General features: G+C 59.4%; 11 protein-coding genes and 2 pseudogenes. 5 read left to right on the top strand and 8 right to left on the bottom strand.

Features of this window, described 5'->3' with window-relative positions; genetic code table 11:
* Positions 1–55: 55 nt before the first annotated feature.
* Positions 56–475, bottom strand: a complete 420-nt coding sequence (locus tag HWX09_RS00785) for an organic hydroperoxide resistance protein (RefSeq protein ID WP_027784477.1) — start codon at positions 473–475, stop codon at positions 56–58.
* Between the two features lie 647 nt (positions 476–1,122).
* Between HWX09_RS00785 and amiE the strand changes: the two are divergent.
* A pseudogene (gene amiE / locus HWX09_RS33495) lies at positions 1,123–1,272 on the top strand (aliphatic amidase); the annotation flags it as partial.
* 60 nt (positions 1,273–1,332) lie between these two features.
* On the opposite strand, the gene HWX09_RS00775 reads toward amiE, so the two are convergent.
* Complete coding sequence (locus HWX09_RS00775; protein WP_230469134.1) at positions 1,333–2,250, bottom strand: LysR family transcriptional regulator; 918 nt, start codon at positions 2,248–2,250, stop codon at positions 1,333–1,335.
* Positions 2,251–2,385: 135 nt separating this feature from the next.
* On the opposite strand from HWX09_RS00775, the gene HWX09_RS00770 reads away from it, so the two are divergent.
* The gene (locus tag HWX09_RS00770) at positions 2,386–3,228 is read left to right on the top strand and encodes an oxidoreductase (RefSeq protein ID WP_027784479.1); all 843 of its coding nucleotides are present in this window, start codon (positions 2,386–2,388) and stop codon (positions 3,226–3,228) included.
* A 92-nt stretch (positions 3,229–3,320) separates the two neighbouring features.
* Here the strand turns inward: HWX09_RS00770 and HWX09_RS00765 are convergent, their stop codons facing one another.
* Positions 3,321–4,271 (bottom strand): AraC family transcriptional regulator, encoded by a 951-nt coding sequence (locus HWX09_RS00765; RefSeq protein WP_027784480.1) that lies wholly within the window; start codon positions 4,269–4,271, stop codon positions 3,321–3,323.
* A gap of 101 nt (positions 4,272–4,372) precedes the next feature.
* Between HWX09_RS00765 and HWX09_RS00760 the strand changes: the two genes are divergently transcribed.
* Complete coding sequence (locus HWX09_RS00760) at positions 4,373–5,338, top strand: SDR family oxidoreductase (RefSeq protein ID WP_027784481.1); 966 nt, start codon at positions 4,373–4,375, stop codon at positions 5,336–5,338.
* Positions 5,339–5,455: 117 nt separating this feature from the next.
* Positions 5,456–7,261 carry a CocE/NonD family hydrolase gene (locus HWX09_RS00755; protein ID WP_230469135.1) on the top strand — a complete coding sequence of 602 codons (1,806 nt, stop codon included), beginning with the start codon at positions 5,456–5,458 and terminating at the stop codon, positions 7,259–7,261.
* A 163-nt stretch (positions 7,262–7,424) separates the two neighbouring features.
* Here HWX09_RS00755 and HWX09_RS00750 read toward each other — a convergent pair whose 3' ends face one another.
* On the bottom strand, positions 7,425–8,309 hold the full coding sequence (locus HWX09_RS00750) for a LysR family transcriptional regulator (RefSeq protein WP_027784483.1): 885 nt from the start codon (positions 8,307–8,309) through the stop codon (positions 7,425–7,427).
* A 135-nt stretch (positions 8,310–8,444) separates the two neighbouring features.
* Between HWX09_RS00750 and HWX09_RS00745 the strand changes: the two genes are divergently transcribed.
* Positions 8,445–9,446, top strand: coding sequence for a zinc-binding dehydrogenase (locus HWX09_RS00745; protein ID WP_027784484.1), 1,002 nt, complete (start codon positions 8,445–8,447; stop codon positions 9,444–9,446).
* A gap of 1 nt (position 9,447) precedes the next feature.
* On the opposite strand, the pseudogene HWX09_RS00740 reads toward HWX09_RS00745, so the two are convergent.
* From HWX09_RS00740 to HWX09_RS00725, 4 genes and pseudogenes are all read right to left on the bottom strand, one after another.
* Positions 9,448–9,633 (bottom strand): annotated as a pseudogene (locus tag HWX09_RS00740) (helix-turn-helix domain-containing protein); the annotation flags it as partial.
* A 225-nt stretch (positions 9,634–9,858) separates the two neighbouring features.
* On the bottom strand, positions 9,859–11,274 hold the full coding sequence (locus HWX09_RS00735; RefSeq protein ID WP_027780694.1) for an ISNCY family transposase: 1,416 nt from the start codon (positions 11,272–11,274) through the stop codon (positions 9,859–9,861).
* Positions 11,275–11,507: 233 nt separating this feature from the next.
* Positions 11,508–16,187, bottom strand: a complete 4,680-nt coding sequence (locus tag HWX09_RS00730; RefSeq protein WP_230469033.1) for an RHS repeat-associated core domain-containing protein — start codon at positions 16,185–16,187, stop codon at positions 11,508–11,510.
* A gap of 21 nt (positions 16,188–16,208) precedes the next feature.
* The gene (locus HWX09_RS00725; RefSeq protein WP_027780693.1) at positions 16,209–17,474 is read right to left on the bottom strand and encodes a hypothetical protein; all 1,266 of its coding nucleotides are present in this window, start codon (positions 17,472–17,474) and stop codon (positions 16,209–16,211) included.

The raw sequence follows: 17,474 nt of genomic DNA, 5'->3' as shown, positions 1-17,474 counted from the left end.
ATGGAAAAGGAATCGGGAATTCGGGGTGGCGGCGCTCGGCCACCCGATGCAACGTTCAGGCGATCCGGATGTCGACATCGATGTTGCCGCGCGTCGCCTTCGAATACGGGCAAGTCTGGTGCGCGGCGTCGACGATGCGTTGCGCGACGTCGCGCTCGAGCCCCGGCACGCTCACGTTCAGCCGGGCTTGCAGGAAGTACGCGTTGCCCGCCGTGCCGAGATCCACTTCGGCGTCGACCGCGAGATCGGCCGGCAGCGTCACCTTCGCGGCGCGCGCCGCAAGCTGCATCGCGCCGATGAAGCAGGCCGACCAGCCGGCCGCGAACAGCTGTTCCGGGTTGGTGCCGGCGCCGGCGCTTCCCGGCGACGACAACTGAATGTCGAGGCGACCGTCGGAACTGCGCGCCGCGCCGTCGCGGCCGCCGGAAGTCGTATGCGTCTTGCCCGTGTACAGTACTTTGTCGATCTTGCTCATCGTTTGCTCCGTCGGTTGGGTGTTTGTTTCAGATGCGATTCGATCGCATGCGATGCAGTTTCCGCTTGGTGGCCGCTTACGTCAAGCGTGTTCGATTAAATCGCATGCGATATTTTGTATTTCAATGTATCCGGATCGTGTAGCGCGTTGCTGGGTAAGGCTTTCAGGCGATTCCAGCCCCGATGCGCCGCGGCAGCCATCCGCCGGAGGGCGCGGTGGATCCTGGCCGATGTGGATCGGGCGCTCGGCGTGATGATCGCCGCTCCCGGCCGCTGCTGCGCCTGACGCCCGCCGACTTCGCGCAGTACCGCGCGTACCTTGAGAGCCTCGATGAGGCGACGTTGCACGCGCACTACGGCGCGCCGGGCACCGATCGCATTCGTAAACCAGTTTCAGTGCTTCGATAGCTTCAACCAGGTTCAGTATGTGACGCAGATGAAGCGTGCGCTGTCGTCGTTTCGCGGATTCGACAGCGATGCAACCGCCGCGGTACCGACCGACGCGTTGACGCTGGGAAGGGCCCGCAACGCGGACGGCTCCGAAGTGCATCCGCTCGACGTGCTGCTAGGTTCGTCGATCGAATGGGATCCGCATCGACCGGTCGGCGATTTTTGCATCGACTGTGATTCTCAAGCGGCGCTGGAAGGCATCGCGGTTATACCGGCACGATTCATTCCGGCGATGGCGCGAATGGCGTCGCCGAATGCCCGTTCGGCTTCTCTCGCGACTGGATTGCGGATCCCGACGCCACGCGTCGCCGTGTCGAAGCGCTCACGCGCCCCCCTTGCGACGACTGAAACCTGATCATCAAATGTCAGGCGTTGCAAAACCGAGGCGGGCCATGGATGCGCTTGAGGCTACGAAGGTCGTCGCGCGCGCAAAAGCGTCAGGAGTGCCGCCAGCACGGGAGAAATCTGCTTGCGGGACGGGTAGTAAAGATAAAAGCCCGGAAAGGGCGCCATCCAGTCGTCCAGCAGACGGACCAGCCGTCCAGACGCAAGCCAGTCCGCCGCCTCGTGTTCCAGGACATAAGCGACCCCGAGCCCATCCGCTGCGGCGTGAAGCATGAGGTCCGGCTCGTTGAACGTGAGCGGCCCGGAAACGGCGATCTTCAGTGGCCGGCCATCCCGCTCGAACTCCCAGGCATACACCGTATCTGCCGAGACCATCCGATAGTTGATGCAACGGTGCGTGGCAAGGTCTTCCGGCGTCCTCGGCGCCGGACACCGCGCCAGGTACGCGGGTGAGGCGACGACCACCATCCGGAGCGCGGGCCCGACGGGCAGCGCGACCATGTCCTTCTGCAATTTCTCTCCGAGCCGGATGCCGGCATCGAAGCGGTCTGCCACGATATCGCGAAATCGGTAGTCGATGATGACCTCCACGACCGCGTCGGGATGCGCGTTGCCGAACGTGTCGAGCACGGGCCGGATAACGGCCTCATAAGCCTGTCTTGTCGCGGTGATGCGCAGCGTACCGGCGACCTGGTCGCGCGCGCGGCCCAACTCGCCCAATGTGGCGTCGATGGCTTGCAACGCCGGCTCGAGTGTCAGCAGCAACTTCTCGCCCGCCTCTGTCGGCGCGACGCTGCGGCTTGTCCGTCCGAGCAATACGATGCCGAGCCGCCGTTCGAGCCGCTTGATCGTATAGCTCAGCATCGAATTCGACACCCCGAGCTCGGCCGCCGCGCGCGTAAAACTCCGCGTCCTCGCAACCGTCGCGAAGGCGGACAGGTCGTCGAGGCTTCCTCGCGCGATCTTTCCATTGGATTGCATGGCTCGTTCGAATTATCCGGGATGATCGAAAGAATAAGCGTAACTAAAATTCGGTCAAGGTGCTGCGGCAGGCCACCGTGACACGGGATGCCGGTTGGCGGGCGAGGGCGGGTGGGGCGAACGAAAGGAGCGACTATGTTGAAGAAAAATGCGGTGTGGCTGATCACAGGATGTTCGAAGGGGCTGGGACGGGCACTGGCCCGAAGCGCGCTCGAATCCGGGTATCGCGTCGTGGCAAGCGCGCGGGATGAGGCAGCCGTCGAGGACCTCGTCCGCGCGTATGGCGACGCTGTCGCGGCCGTCCGGCTCGACGTGACCAGCCAGGAGCAGGCAGAGGCCGCCGTTGCCGCCGCCCACGAACGATTCGGCGCGGTCGACGTGCTCGTCAATAACGCTGGCTACGGATATCTGGCCGCGATCGAAGAGGGCGAGGACAGCGATGTCAGGGCGATGTTCGAGACGAATGTCCATGGAACCTGGAACATGATCAAGGCGGCCCTGCCCGGCATGCGCAAGCGCCGGACAGGACATATCGTCAACATCGGCTCGGTCGGCGGCCTGACGACGTTCCCCGGCGTAGGCTTCTATCACATGACGAAGTTTGCCGTCGAAGGGCTCTCCGAAACCCTGGCGAAAGAGATTGGCCCGCTAGGCATCGGCGTGACGGTCGTCGAGCCGGGCGCATTCCGGACCGATTTCCGGGGCGCATCGATGCAACAGTCCGGCATACGTCTCGAAGATTATGCGGACACAGCCGGCAAGGCTCGCGACAGTGTGCTCGCCGGGCACGGAAAACAGCAGGGCGATCCGGTGCGCGGCAGTCGAGCCATCATCGCTGCGCTGGAATCGGATCGGCCGCCGCTGCATCTCGTCATCGGAGGCGATGCGCTCGATCTCGTCCGCGCCAAGCTCGAGGACCTGAGGGTCGACCTCGACACGTGGGAGCATCTGACGAGAAGCACGGATTACGAGGCGTGAAGGAGGCGCGGGTGGACGCACCCAGTCGGCTGCGTTGGCCCGGGCAGTCCGGCACCCCCATGTGAAGGGCGGCGACATTGAAACCTGGTGTTCTACCCGACTCCTTCCACATCAACGTCAATATTGCCCATCCCGGCTTTTCGCTGTCGACCGTATTGGCGTGGAGAACGGTTCATCACGCGTTTGAACGCCGTGCTGAAGGACTTCTCCGACTCGTAGCCAAGGGCGAGACCGATTTCCGAAACCGAATCGCGGGAATGGGTCAATCGGTCCGCGGCCAGCATCATTCTCCACCGCGTCAAATACTCCATGGGCGAGAGCCCGACCGTCTCCTTGAATCGGAGCGCGAACGTCGTGCGAGACATCGCCGCTTGCTCGGCCATGGTCTGCAAGGTCCACCTGCGACCCGGCGAGGCGTGCATGGCGTCGATCGCAGCCCGCATACGTTTGTCGGACAACGCGAAAAGCCAACCGACGTTTTCATGGCGCTCGTTCGACAAATGAAGTCGTAGCGCCTCGACAAGGACCAGCGTCGCCAACTGCTGCGCGACGATGAAATCTCCAGGTTGCGCATCGCTCAATTCCTGCCGCATGCGCTCCACGCACCATCGCAGTGTTGCCCGATTCGTTTCTTCGCGGACATGAATGAGCGGCGGCAGCATGCCCAACAGCAGATCGGCCTGGCCTTCGGCTAGCGTGAAATAGCCGCCGATGCTCAGGAACCGGCCCCCGCCGTTGTGCGTCACGATGCGCCCATCCGGGACCTGCGGCAACAGCGTATGGACGTCGACCGGTTCGACGGCCAGATCGCTGGCGAGGCGAAACGGCTTTCCTCCCGCCAGCAGGAAGCATTCACCTGCACTCACTTTCACGGGAGAGGGCAGCCCCTCGACCCAAACCCAGCACTCGCCGCGCAGCACGGCGTGAAACTTGATGCCGTCGTGCGCGCCGAATTGCACGGCCCAGTCTCCGTTCGCATCGAAGCCGCCAGACACATAGCTGCGCAGTCTCAGTAACGACAACACTTCCGATAGCGGGTCCATGAATCAATTCCGAACGATCTCAAACCAAATGCGAACTCTACGCCATAGTCCGTCCCGCGCCAAATCCTTAACCTGTCGTTGAAACGATCAGGAGGTGGGTGATGCGCGTATTTGTCACGGGTGCGACGGGCTTTATCGGCTCTGCTGTCGTTCGCAGTCTCGTCGATGCCGGCCACGAGGTTAGCAGCCTTGTACGCTCGGCCAATGCCGCCGCTTCACTCGAAGCCTTGGGAGCTCGAGCCTGCCGCGGGACGATCGAGGATCTCCCTGTACTGCGCCGGGCTGCGGCAGCGGCGGATGGCGTCATTCACACCGCCTTCTTTCATGCGCTCTCGCACGCCAGCCTGGGGACTCGAGTACGCATCATGTTCGGCGGTCGCCCTGCGAATATCGTCGCGCGATTCACGACTGCGGCCGTCGGAGCGGAGCGGCGCGCCATCGACACATTCGGTGGCGCACTCGAAGCAAGGAAAGGCTCGCTGGTCATCGCGTTTCCGACGATGGCGATGGCGCCGGGGCGACCGGCACGCGAAACCGATGCCGCTGATCTCGGCACGGTGGGCGGCCTCAGGGCGCAATCCGAACAGGCGGCACTGGATCTCGTTGCGACCGGCGTGCGCGCCACGGTTGTTCGGCTGCCGCCGTCGGTGCATGACGAGACCCGGCTCGGGCTCGTCACGCGGTTGATCGAAATTGCACGGAAGAAGCGAATTTCCGCGTATCCGGGGGACGGGAACAACAGATGGGCGGCCGTGCACCGGCTCGACGCATCGCTGCTGTTCCGGCGCGCGCTCGAAAGCGGCGAGGCGGGCGCCCGCTATCACGCCGTGGCGGAAGAGGGCATTCCGTTCCGTGACATCGCCGAGGCGATTGGACGCCACCTCGACGTCCGCGTTGCGTCTTTGTCGGCCGAAGACGCCGCGCGGCATTTTGGCTGGCTGGCGCCCTTCGTCCGTGCCGATAATCCGGTTTCCAGTCAGGCCACACGGGAACGACTGGGCTGGGAGCCGCTGCATCCGCAGTTGATGACCGACCTGATCGCTTCCTTGCGCGACGTACGTCGTTGACGTCTCTCGTGCCTGGACACGGCACCGCGGCATCCGCACGTGATTGCCGTGCCCGCGGAAAACGAGGGGCCGTCTGAATGGACGGCGACGTGGGTTTCACGACAACCAGGAGTGCTTATGATGGGTTTGACCAGACTGGCACCGCTCGCTGCGGCTCTTTCCATCGCGTTCGCGCCGTCGGCACACGCCGAGCGCGTCGACAGTGGCGTGCCGGGGATGCGCTTCGATCATGACGTGCCGGTGACCATGAACGACGGCGCAAAGCTGAGCATCAACATCTATCGTCCTGACAAGCCCGGCCGCTATCCGGTGCTGATGCTGATGGGGCCTTATGGCAAAGACACCAGCATGGCCGACGCGCCCGCGTACAAGACATCGTGGGCCAAGCTCATCGCAAAGTATCCGGATCTGTGCAAAAAGTCGTCTTGCCGATATATCCGTTTCGAGGCGCCCGATCCGGAACGCTGGGTTCCGAATGGCTATGTCGTGATCCACGCCGACGTGCGGGGCGCCGGCGCATCGCCGGGTGTGCTCGATCCTTTTTCGCCGCGCGAAACGCAAGACTACGCGACACTGATTACCTGGGCCGCGCATCAGCCATGGAGCACCGGCAAGGTCGGTCTGCTCGGTACGTCGTTCCACGCAATCAACCAGTATCAGGTCGCCGCGCTCAACCCCGAGGGCCTCGCCGCGATCCTGCCGTGGGAAGGCGCCTTCGATCAATATCGTGAGATCGCTTACTACGGCGGCATCCTCAACGTGGCGTGGCAGTTCTGGTGGGAACATCAGGTCGTGCCCAACCAGAACGGGAACGCCGGGACACCGCTGGTCGATTCCATCGGCGGCGGCAAGGACACCGGCTTACCGCTTTCACAGGAGCGTCTGAAGGACAACCGCATCGATCCCGTCGGCGCCTTCGCCAGGCATCCGTTCGACGACGCCTGGTATCACGAGCGCACACCGGACGGCAGCCGAGTCACGGTGCCGTTGCTCGACGTCGCCAACTGGACCGACTGGGGCACGCAAGGTTACCTTGCGGCGGCCAGCAAGCAGAAGTGGCTGCGCATCCAGACCGGCGACCACTTGACGCCGTTCTATTCGGACCAGGCGCTGGCGCTGCAAAAGCGCTTCTTCGATCATTTCCTGAAAGGCATCGGCAATGGCTGGGAGCAGGAGCCCCGTGTCGCCGTGCAGGTCAGGCGCCCGGACGGTGCGACATGGCGAAACGAAAAGGCGTGGCCGTTGCCTGGCACGAACTGGGAACCTTACTACCTGGACGCAGCGAGCGGATCGATGGGGCCTGCGCTCGAAGCCGCCGCACCGGCTGCGAAATCCTGGTCGGGCTCAGGTGAAGGGCTGACATTTACGACCGCGCCGTTTGCGGACGAAACGGAGTTTACGGGTCCCATCGCTTTGCGATTGTGGGTCGGTTCCTCGACGGCGGATATGGACATTTTCGCGGCGGTTCGGCTCATCGATCCCGAAGGCCGTGATGTCACTTTCATGGGAAACAGCGATCCGAACGTACCGCTCGATCTGGGCTATCTGCGCGTGTCGCACCGGGCTATCGACCCGGCGAAATCCGCGGCCTGGCAACCGTTTCATCCGCACCTCGCTGCCGAGCCGATGACGCCCGGACAACTGTATCCGGTCGACGTGGAGTTCACGGAGCCGACGAGCATCGTCATTCCCAAGGGATATCGCCTGGCCCTGACGATCCAGGGGAAGGACTTCGGCTATGGGCCCGGCGCGCCCATCGTGCACGCCAAAGACTACGATCTTCCGGACGACAGCCATTCCGGGCTGTTCTTCGCCGCTCATCCCAATCGCGATCCCGCTCTTTACGGTGGCACGGACACTGTCGCGACGGGTAGCAAGCATGCGTCGTACCTGTTGTTGCCGCACGTCCCGCCTCGCCGTTGAATCGATATCGTGGCGGCCTCGTCGATTCCGTATTTTGCCGTTTTCGGGACGCTGCTCGTCGCCGCATCCCTTTTTGGTTTCCATCGCGTTGACAGGTGTGCCGACGCTCTCGTCAAGAAGAGCCTTCACATGCCTTTGCGTTCGATGGGCGACTCGTTGTACGTCATGTTCCGAGTGCCGAGATCAAATAATCGATCACCACCCGGACTCGCGTCGGTACGCGTCGACCGGCTGGATAGACGAGGTGGGTTGCCATGCGTTCCGGCTGAAACTCGGGCAGGAGGACTTCGACTTGTCCGGTATCGATTTCCGCTCCGAAGAGCCATCGTGGCGCCTGGGCAATGCCGAGCCCGTGCAGTACCGCGGCACGTACCTGCTCTGCGTCACCCGTCAAAAAAGACCCCTGAGGAACGCACTGAACGATTTCTCGCCCGACCTTGAAGCGCCAAGGGCGGCGCTCATGGTTTCGGGCGAAGACGACGCCTGTATGTCCGTCCAGGTCGGCCAGCCGGGCAGGCCGGCCTTTAGCCGCGATATAGCCCGGACTGGCCACGAGCAGCGATTCCGTCTCCGATAGTTTTCTCGCTGTCAGCGAGGAATCCACCAGTGGCCCGTGGCGGATTGCCAGATCCAGTCCTTCCCCGACGAGGTCGACCTGTCGCTCGGATACGGATAATTCGAGCGCAACGTGCGGATATTGTCGAAAGAACCCGGGAAGGAGCGGCGTCACGCACAGGCGGCCGTAGGCAGGCGCGGTCGTCACTCTCACCAAGCCTTGTGGAGACTGCTGTCGCGTCCCGACCGACGACTCCAGCGAATCGAAGTCTTCCATCAAGGGCTTGGCCGATTCATAGAATGCCTGCCCCGTCGCGGTGATCACCACCTGACGCGACGTTCGCAACACCAGCTGAGCGCCGAGATACTCCTCCAGCGCGGCAATCTGCTTGCTTACGGTCGGTTGTCCAATGCCTTCCTCGCGCCCGACGGCGGAAAAACTGCCGCATTCGACTAGCCGAACAAACAGGCGAATTGCGTTCAGGCGATCCATGAGTATTCGTATCGATCCATTCTGTACTGGAATCGATGGTATGCCGGGAGGCTGCGTTTCGGCAACGGGCCTACTTGTTTAAGTTACCGCCTGTGCAGTTACCGTCATCACTGTTTACCGCTGGAGAAACGCGTCATGAAAGCTATCTGCGTTACCGCTGAACGCTCGTTGGAAGTTCGTGATATCCGGCCGCCGAGCCGGCCGGAAGCAGGTCATGTGCTGATCGACATGGAGGCATCTGCTATCAACCATGGCGACAAGATATTTTTGCGTATGCGGGCCGAGGATGGCAGAGCGCTCGCGCCCAGCCAGCACGGCGTGTGGGGCGCTTCCGGCGCCGGGACGGTGGTGGCGACAGGTGCCGGTGTCCCGGCGCGTTATATGGGGAGACGCGTCGCTGTCTACCGCTCGCTGAACCGTAGCGCGTACAACATCGGGCTTTGGTGCGAAAAAGCGCAGGTGCCTTGCACGAGTTGCCTGATCTTGCCCGAACACGTCAGCGCACGGGACTATTGCGGGTCGCTCGTCAACGTGATCACAGCCTATGCGTTTCTCGAAACGATTACCGAGGCCGGGCATCGGGGCGTGATTGCCACGGCGGGGAACGCGGCAACGGGGCTGGCGCTCGCGGCACTCGCTCGTCAGAGAAATATGCCGGCGATCTCCATGGTGAGGAGCCAGGCTGCGCAGGAGGCGCTGCAACGCCACGGTATCGAGCATATCGTGCGCGCCGATGAAGACTTTACCGACACACTCGGAAAGCTGTCCTCCGAGCTTGGAACGACGGCTGTATTCGATGGTGTGGGCGGTGCACTGACCGGCCAGATGGCAGCCTGTCTGCCGATGCGCTCGTCGGTATATTTCTACGGCACGATGGCCGGACCCGTTCCGTTTCCCGTGTCGGCGCCGCTCTTCATGATGAAAGATCTTTCGATGCAGCGTTTCAGCAATTTCGAGAGCCGCACGGTGCGAGAGCATGAAAGGTTGGTGGCTGCCCTGAGTGCGCTCGAGAGCGTGATTGTCGATCCCGTGTTCAGGACGAGCCTCGGTCAGGAATTCAGCCTTGATCTGATTGACGACGCTATGGCCTACGAATCCATCGACGGACGAAAGGCGATACTGACAAGCCAATCGTGAATCCCGATACCAATCCCGCCACGCCATGCTTCCGAAGCCGGGCAACCAGTCGGCGAATCTGCCGCGTCGTCAATTCCAGCCGTTCTGCCGCGCGCCACGGCTTGAGCCTGCCATCCGCCACGTTCTGAATGACCTTGAACCGGTCCAGTTCGCGCATCGTCATCGTGATCCGCTCCGTTGCAGCCATCGCAGCCTCCGGCGCCGGACACCCGGCGGCCGAACAGCTTACGCGGCACGAAAGCGGACATTTCTATGTAGCCAAAAGCGGACATTTCAATCTAGCCACTACAACCAATGTCATACCCGGATTCAGATGTCGTAGCGCCAGCTAAATACAGATGTCGCATGTTTCATCCGCTTTCTCGTCATTCAGCATTGAAGCGCCGAGCCTGAAGCAGCAGGGCGCTTACGCTCACCCGCGGGCCTTCGCAGACCGCCGCTCAGTTCCTGCGTTTGATGTGACCTCCAGAATCGCCGTCTCCATGTCAGCCGCCGTGAACCGGCGCGGTTTCTTGGTGCCGGGTTGCGCTTCGTTCTCCCGCACCGGAAGCCCTCGATGCGTTCGCGACGGCGCGGTCCCGATCCGCCGGCTGTCGCGCTGCGCTTGAAACGCTTGCGCCACTTGCAGCGCGTGACTCAGGCGCTTGTGGTCCACGATGGCGCCTTGATCGACTTCGGCCAGCCGGTCATACGACTGAGCTGCCAATATCTGACCGGCTGCTCGGATTTCGATCCGACCATCCGGGTACTCCCACACCTCGACGTCGCGATGGATCCACGCTCGATTCCCCGGCGTATCGTCCAGCAGGTACAGCACCCGGTCGTACTGCACCGTCAACGCCTTCGTCACCCGGCGTGTCTCACGCCAGGTCAGCAGTAGGTCCAGATCCTCGTCGGATCGCAGCGGCCGGTGCGCATCAAAGCCGCTGCGTGGCGGCTTCGCGAAGCGCTCGTTATACGTGGCGATGAAGGAGGGCGCATAAGCATTGGCATCCGCTACCGTGCTGATCCCGCGCAATCGTAGCTCCTTGACCAGTCGGTCCTGCAACGTCAGATGTGCTCGCTCGACACGGCCCTTGGCGGAGCTGCTGTTCGCGCAGAACGTGTCGATGTTCAGTTCGTACATCGCGCGGCCGAAGTGCGTGACGCTCTGGCCTGTCTTACCGGCGCTCGTATTGCGGAACACGCTGTACTTGTCGCTGTAGAACGCTACCGGCTTGCCATGGCGCTCCAGATACGTCCGCGTGGCCTCGAAGTAGCTGAAGGTCGATTCGGTCTGAGTGAAGTGCAGCATCATCAGCCGGCTCGTCGCGTCGTCGACGTACACCAGCAGCGTGCAGGCCGGCGCCCGTTCCTCGAACCATCGATGATCGCTGCCGTCGATCTGGATCAGTTCGCCCAGACACGCCCGGCGTGCTCGCGGCTGATACACCTTCGGTGGTCGTTGCCGGCGCGGGATCCAGAGCCCAGCGTCCGTCATCAGCTTCCTGACCGTTTCCTTGGCCAACCGAATGCCGTGGCATTCCCATAGCTTCTCGCAAGCCAGCGTCGGCCCGAAATCGGCGTAGCGCTCACGGATAACGGTCAGGGCACGTAACGCCAGCCCGTCGTCGAGCTTGCGGTTGCCCGGTCGGCCACGACGGCCCGAAGCTACGCCGTCGGGCCCACGCTCGCGATACCGGATAACCAGCCGTTCCACCTGGCGCACGCTCAGGCCCAGCCGTTCGGCTGCACGGCCTGGCTTCAAACCCGTGTCTACCACAGCCTGGATCACCTTGAGTCGATCAAGCTCTCGCATCGTCAGTGTCACCAATCCGGCTGGCTGCATGGTCGGCTCCCGTGCTTGCTCAACGAGCCGTCCAGCATGCCAGCAGTCAAAAACACGACATCTGTAAATAGCCAGAACACGACATTAGGATATGGCTGCTACAACCAAAACCATCGATAATTCACGTTATGTCAAATATATTTAAGTGAACCAACTGAATCCTGCCCTGTTCTTGGTTATCAACGTGTTTTCGATCCGGAGAGCCTGACTCCGGCGCCACGGCGTGCTGACAGTCAAGGGTGGCTACATTGTCCTTGCTCGCAACGCGTTATCGCATCCCATTGTTTTTTTGCTCGGGATCCCGCGTGGGTCGTGGATTTCTCTATTCGCGTCATTTCCTCTGCGAGATATTTAAAATGACTTCGGTTTATTGTTACATTTCTCCGGAATGTTTTGTTAATAACCATTGGAAATGTCAAGGAGGCAGCGTCGCCAATATGCGCCCCCCAAAACAACTCACTTCTGCAACGAACGGTGCAGATCGTCGCGGGTAAGGTATAATCTCCGCTGCTATTGCTGCGATAATCTCCTTCAATGTCGGTGAGTGTAACGTGCTGATTTTTGATGTTTAGTAAATTGGCAAAGAATGCGTCTTGCTCGGCGTGCCCTCTCGAGCCACTTTCATAGGTTCGAGGTTTTCCATTTCCTATTGTAATGGTGGCGCGTACGCGATTCAGGAAATCCCTCTCCAATCCTGTTGGATCGGTCCATCTAAAGGAATTTGGGGCGAATTGATATGGATTTAATCCTCCGACGATGCCGATAGGATCTTGGCTGATAAAAATCCCAATATCCGGATCATAGTACCTGTGTCGATTGTAGTGAAGTCCAGATTCTCGATCAAAAAATTGTCCTTGCAATCGAATTGATTGATCGATGTCATCCGCTTTGATTTCAAGGATTTTTCCAAGTGCTCCATAGCGAGCCTCCCAAACCAAGGTGCCGCGATGATCGTAAACTCTTACTGGAGCGCCGTTTGGATTGTTATCGAATAAATAAACTATACTTTTGCAAGGTGCTTGTGTTTCGAGTGTTTTTCCAGAGATATAGTTAACATCCGTGCTTGATGAACTGAGACCGCCTTGTTGCTGGCGACTACAGTACAAGGCGGCTAGGATCTGGAAGGTTTCGGGGTAGTAAATCCACTCATGTCCTTGGTAGATCTGCCGCTTAAAATTCGGACAATTATCTTGCGATTTCTCATCGATACTGGAAATTGAATCAGCGATCATCGTGGCTGCATCCCAGTAATAACGACACTCATAGGACGATGCGTTGACATTCTCTCCGATTGCTGTTGATTCATCTCGATCATTTTTTGCTTTCACGATCTTGCGTACGCGCCGCTGAAATGCATCGTATTCATATATTGTGTGATAGCCATCCATCGGTGACGACGTCGACCATAGCGAATCGACTTCTACTAGTTGCCCTGATGCATCCCAGTGCAATATCAGATTTTGGTTGACTCCCTGTTTTTGAATCAAATCTCCAGCGCGGTTGTATGTGTATAAAAATCCATCATATTCACCTTCTCGAGCCCAGATATAAGTTTTCGATTTTTGATCGAATGCGCCGGTTTTCGGCTCGTGGCGAACTCTCGTCTTCAAGAGATCGCCCGCTGGATCGTATAGAAAACGCCGTAGTTGACCTACCGGTTCGAGGTGCTCGGTTAGCCGACCCACCGGATCGTAATGATACAGATCGAGACCCAAACGAGAGTCGCGTTTCTCAAGTAATTCACCGTTGGCGTCATGTACGTATTCGTTAACGGACAATACGCCGGTACCGGAAATCAAGGTCTGTTTTGCCAGCAATCCTTCCGACGTGTAAGACAATTCCCGGCACAGTTCAGCCCCCAATTGTTCAGTGCGAATTCTCCCGAGCGTATCCCGTTCGAACATAATCGGTTCCGCGTCGTCGATTTGAATGGAACTGACTAGATCCAGCATGTCGTACTTGTAACGAACCGTATGCGTGACAATTCTACCGCCTGTATTTAGGCAGGTCCGCCGTTCGATACGATTTCCTGCTGAGTCATACTCACTGGCGATCGTGAAATCGCTACCCTGCTTTTCTTGAACTACGCGACCTGCGGCGTCATATTTCAGTTCGACTCGAGTATTAGAATTCTCTGCAACATTCAACCTGCCAATGCAGTCATACGAGAACGTCTCCGTACGGAATCCGCCGGGCTGCCGCGGATCGGCCAAACGTCTTTGCACTACACGGCCAAGCGCATCCGTTTCGTATTCGATTGTTTGCCCTATCGGGTCAACGCTCCGCAGCAACTCTCCCGTCGCCCTATATTTGTAGTGCCGCGATTGCCCCCAATAGTCGACTTCCTCGACGATCTGCCCCAAGGCGTCACGCTTCAACTGATACAATTCACCACGCTCATTAACGACACCAATCAGTTGATCCTCAGTATCGTACCTATATTCGACTACGCTACCGTCTGGTGCCAATCGTTTCGTGATTTGACCAAGAGATGAGCGCTCGAATTGCGTGATCAGACCGCTAGGATCGCGGTAACGCACTAGGTTACCATCAGCATCGTAACTGCAAGAAATTTCCCGATCTCCAGGTTCTATCGCCCTAGTCAGATCGCCGTTGCGATCGTATTCGTAACGACTCACTTGATTCAATGCGTTGATCGTATGAATGATGTGAGCACGCGCGTCATAGGTGTACCGGGCGCGGTGTCCAAGCGCATTGACAACCTCCGTAAGATTTCCGTCGCGGTCATAGGCAAAGCGCGTTACGGCGCCGCAAGGGCCGGTATGTGAGACCAGTTGTCCGAGGCTATCGTAGTCATACTGTGAGCGTGCTCGTGTTGGCGATATCTGTTCGATGAGATTGCCGCGGTCATCCCATGTAAATTGCCACTGTCTTGTTCCCGTATCTGTCACATGCAATGGCTTGTGGTTATCATTGTAATTCACGCGTATGCTGCTGTAGTCTGGTAATGTCTGGTCAAGTAGATTGCCATATAAGTCGTAAGTCCATATGGTGGTCTGTCCCGCAGGATCAGTTTCCGCATTAGCGCGTCCTTGCGTATCGCTGCGGTAACTCCATATACCACCGAGCGAATCGATGCGAGCTATCGGTATACCACGCTCGTTGGCTTGAAGCGTTGTTGTGTGTCCCAGAGAATTGGTAATCCTCGTCTCATGATGTTTGACATCGTAAACAAAGTGATAATCGAAGATTCTATTTTCTCCCCAGGCGTGATCGACTCGCCAAATTCCGTCGCTGTGTTGCAGGTGGCTGTAATAAAAAGATATCCCGCGGGCACTCGTGTGTCGAACCATCCGGTGGCTATCCGTATAAGCGAAAAGATGCGGTTGCCCCATCGCGTTGCGTGTGGCAAGCAGATTCCCATTCCGGTCATGCTCATATGTGACAAGCGGATGTGCATGGCCGTCAGCATCGATCAAAGTCAACGCAGTGAGTAACCTTGATTGCTCTTCCACCTGACTATTCGCGCATGCGTCGCACTCGATCCTGCGTCCGCTTGTCACTTCTCCTTTCCACTCGACTAGGCGCACAAGGTTGCCCTCAGATCCGCGCTCGAATTCCCAAGAATTACCATTGAGGTCCCTCACGCGTTTGACAGGCAACATCATCGATGTATTTCCTCTCAGCGTTTCTATTGCATGTTGCGAGTGTGTGGATAATACAAACTCGTGTTCAATTCCTGCACGCGTGCGTAAGACAAGGCATTCGCCTCGTCGGTATAAAAAATAGCCGTACTGCCAGTCATATATGTGCATCGGCGATCCGTCTGTATTGGGTATTGCGTCGAAAGCCGTTGAGTGATCGGGGAAGTGCGCGGAAATGCCAACTCCGTTCAGGTGGTGAATAAGTTCAAGTCGGATATCGGCGGGCGTCTGCCATCCCACTCCAATTGCTCCGCGGTGGATATTCCGACTTGCATAGTAGCGATCCCATACGAGGGGGAGTCGTCCTGCGATCGTAAAGTCCTGCTCCTGTACAATCACTTCTCCGGTAATCGAGTCGACGGGCTCTGCATCTAACACTTTGCATTTGAGAAACCCCGGCTTCAAATGCAGCTTGTCCGCCAACGCCTTTGCCCACTTCGATCCCCGAAACGCCTTGAACAACCCCTTCGCCGCCGCCGCCATGTTCATGATCGGCGGCCCGCCCACCAACACCGGCCGCCCTGCCGGAATTGGCAGCATCACCGAACTCGGCATCGACGGATAAGTCCGATCTGTATGCGCGCTATTGTGCGGAGGCGGCTCCATCCCAATCGACCAGCAACTCAACGCCTCCAACGCCATATACGACATCGGATCGTTATTGGCGAGCACCGTCTTGCTGCCCATGAACGACTCCCCGTCGTTCGACGGCTCGAAGTCCGCCGGCGGTGGAGCAAACGATTCGCCAAGCGGAAAATGCAACCCCGGAACGTGGTACGCATGCGTCCCGGCCGTGGCGCGCATCATCCCGTTCACGAAAATCGGCCTGCCGCTGCTGCCCCCTGATCCGACGTTCGAGCCAAGATCATTACTTATGCGATTCTTGATCTTGTTGGCCTCTTTCGCGAACTTCATCCCCTCCGCAACAGTGGGGTCATCCTTGAAATCAGGCAGCTTGCCGCCACCCATCAGTTCATTGACCTGCTGGTTTGCTTCGTCGGCCAGGTGTTCCAGCTTCTTCACATCCTCCGGATGATCTTCGATGTATTCGGTCACCTTCTCCTGCGCGACCATCATCGCAATGCAGCCGACCACGGCCTTCGCGGCTTGAACGTATTCACGCAGATCGAGCATGAACCCGACGTGAGGATGCGGCAGGAACACCGGTGGTGTACCGGGCGTGACCAGTACCGAGTGAACGTCGACGCCGACAACAGGATCGAGATGCTTGACGGCTGGTAGTGCCACGATTTCCGCCCTCGCTCGCGCTCAACGCCCACTACGCAATGCAGCGACCTTCTCGCTGAGCGCGTTACGCCGCCGGTCCTGCACACCCAATTGCGACACCATCCACTCGACAACCATCGGCAGATTACTGTTCGCCCGTATCGACTCGTCGATCATCAACCCTGCATCGAGCGCATTGAACCCCGCCTCCAGCGCATGCTCTCGCTCCCCTGCCCGTTCCCAGCACACGGCGCTCATGCGCCAGGCCTCGACTGTCATCAGCCCGTCCTTCGCAGCCGTGGTCGATGCCGCCGCACGCTCATAGCAATACGCCGAATGCGCATAATCCTTGTGCGTCAAATGCACGCTCGCCTCGCCGAACAACCCGTTCGCAACGAGCTTGTGCCCCGCCGGATGCCCCGCCTCGACCGCGCGCATACCGCTGCTGGCGGCGCTCCGGTAAGCCGCGATCGCCTTCTCCCGATCACGCCATTTCAGATACGCGGCCCCCGCGATCAGATGCACGACCACGCATTGATCGAACCACTGTTCGCGCTCCGCGACCTTCAGTGCCGCCGCGCGCAGTTCCTCCAGCCGAGCAGGATTGTTGCCTTCGATCATCTCGGTCAGCATCACGAAATGCCGTCGAAACTCCCCGCTCGGCCCGCGCTCGCCCGACTCCGCCAGCAATTCGCGCGGCACGCTCGCCATCGAATACTTGCCGTGCACGACGCGCACCGCAGCCCGATGCCGTTGCATCAGCGTTGCGAACGGCGCGATATCAGTACGCGGCACGACAAAGCGCACGCGCTCGGCGAGCTGCGGCGCGACCGCAATGATCGACAGCAAGCCATCCATCCACTGCACCCATGCCGCGTCATCCCGCACTTTTGCTGGTTCGAGCACGAACACCATCGCAGGGAAAACGTCCGGATGATGTTGCATCAGGCTGTCGGCAACCGCGAACAGATACAGCAAGGGATTCTTGCCATCGTCGTACGGCGCTTGCCAATCCGCCCGCACACCCTGCGCTTCGGACCCGTCACGCCGACTCTCGTAGAACGCAACAAGCTCGTCCGACAGCGCTTTCGCATAGCTCGATTCATTGACGAACGATGCCCGCATCGTCCGCACCGCACACGACGTCTCATCCTGCACCTGGAAATACAGCCGCACGAGCTCCGCATCCGTCTCGTCGGTCTGCCAGATCATCAATCGTGCGTCGCGTTCCTGCGCGAAACTCATCCAGTCCGTATGCGCATCCATGAACCTGCGCTCCACCGGATTGGTCGGCTGCCAGTTCTGCAT

The organism is Burkholderia sp. BCC1208 (genome assembly GCF_902833095.1).
GTDB lineage: Bacteria > Pseudomonadota > Gammaproteobacteria > Burkholderiales > Burkholderiaceae > Burkholderia.
This window is presented reverse-complemented; position numbering and strand designations above follow the sequence as displayed.

Excerpts from the sequence above, each read along its gene's own strand:
- HWX09_RS00785 (WP_027784477.1), bottom strand. The coding sequence starts at position 475 with ATGAGCAAGATCGACAAAGTACTGTACACGGGCAAGACGCATACGACT.
- HWX09_RS00775 (WP_230469134.1), bottom strand. The coding sequence starts at position 2,250 with ATGCAATCCAATGGAAAGATCGCGCGAGGAAGCCTCGACGACCTGTCC.
- HWX09_RS00770 (WP_027784479.1), top strand. The coding sequence starts at position 2,386 with ATGTTGAAGAAAAATGCGGTGTGGCTGATCACAGGATGTTCGAAGGGG.
- HWX09_RS00765 (WP_027784480.1), bottom strand. The coding sequence starts at position 4,271 with ATGGACCCGCTATCGGAAGTGTTGTCGTTACTGAGACTGCGCAGCTAT.
- HWX09_RS00760 (WP_027784481.1), top strand. The coding sequence starts at position 4,373 with ATGCGCGTATTTGTCACGGGTGCGACGGGCTTTATCGGCTCTGCTGTC.
- HWX09_RS00755 (WP_230469135.1), top strand. The coding sequence starts at position 5,456 with ATGATGGGTTTGACCAGACTGGCACCGCTCGCTGCGGCTCTTTCCATC.
- HWX09_RS00750 (WP_027784483.1), bottom strand. The coding sequence starts at position 8,309 with ATGGATCGCCTGAACGCAATTCGCCTGTTTGTTCGGCTAGTCGAATGC.
- HWX09_RS00745 (WP_027784484.1), top strand. The coding sequence starts at position 8,445 with ATGAAAGCTATCTGCGTTACCGCTGAACGCTCGTTGGAAGTTCGTGAT.
- HWX09_RS00735 (WP_027780694.1), bottom strand. The coding sequence starts at position 11,274 with ATGCAGCCAGCCGGATTGGTGACACTGACGATGCGAGAGCTTGATCGA.
- HWX09_RS00725 (WP_027780693.1), bottom strand. The coding sequence starts at position 17,474 with ATGCAGAACTGGCAGCCGACCAATCCGGTGGAGCGCAGGTTCATGGAT.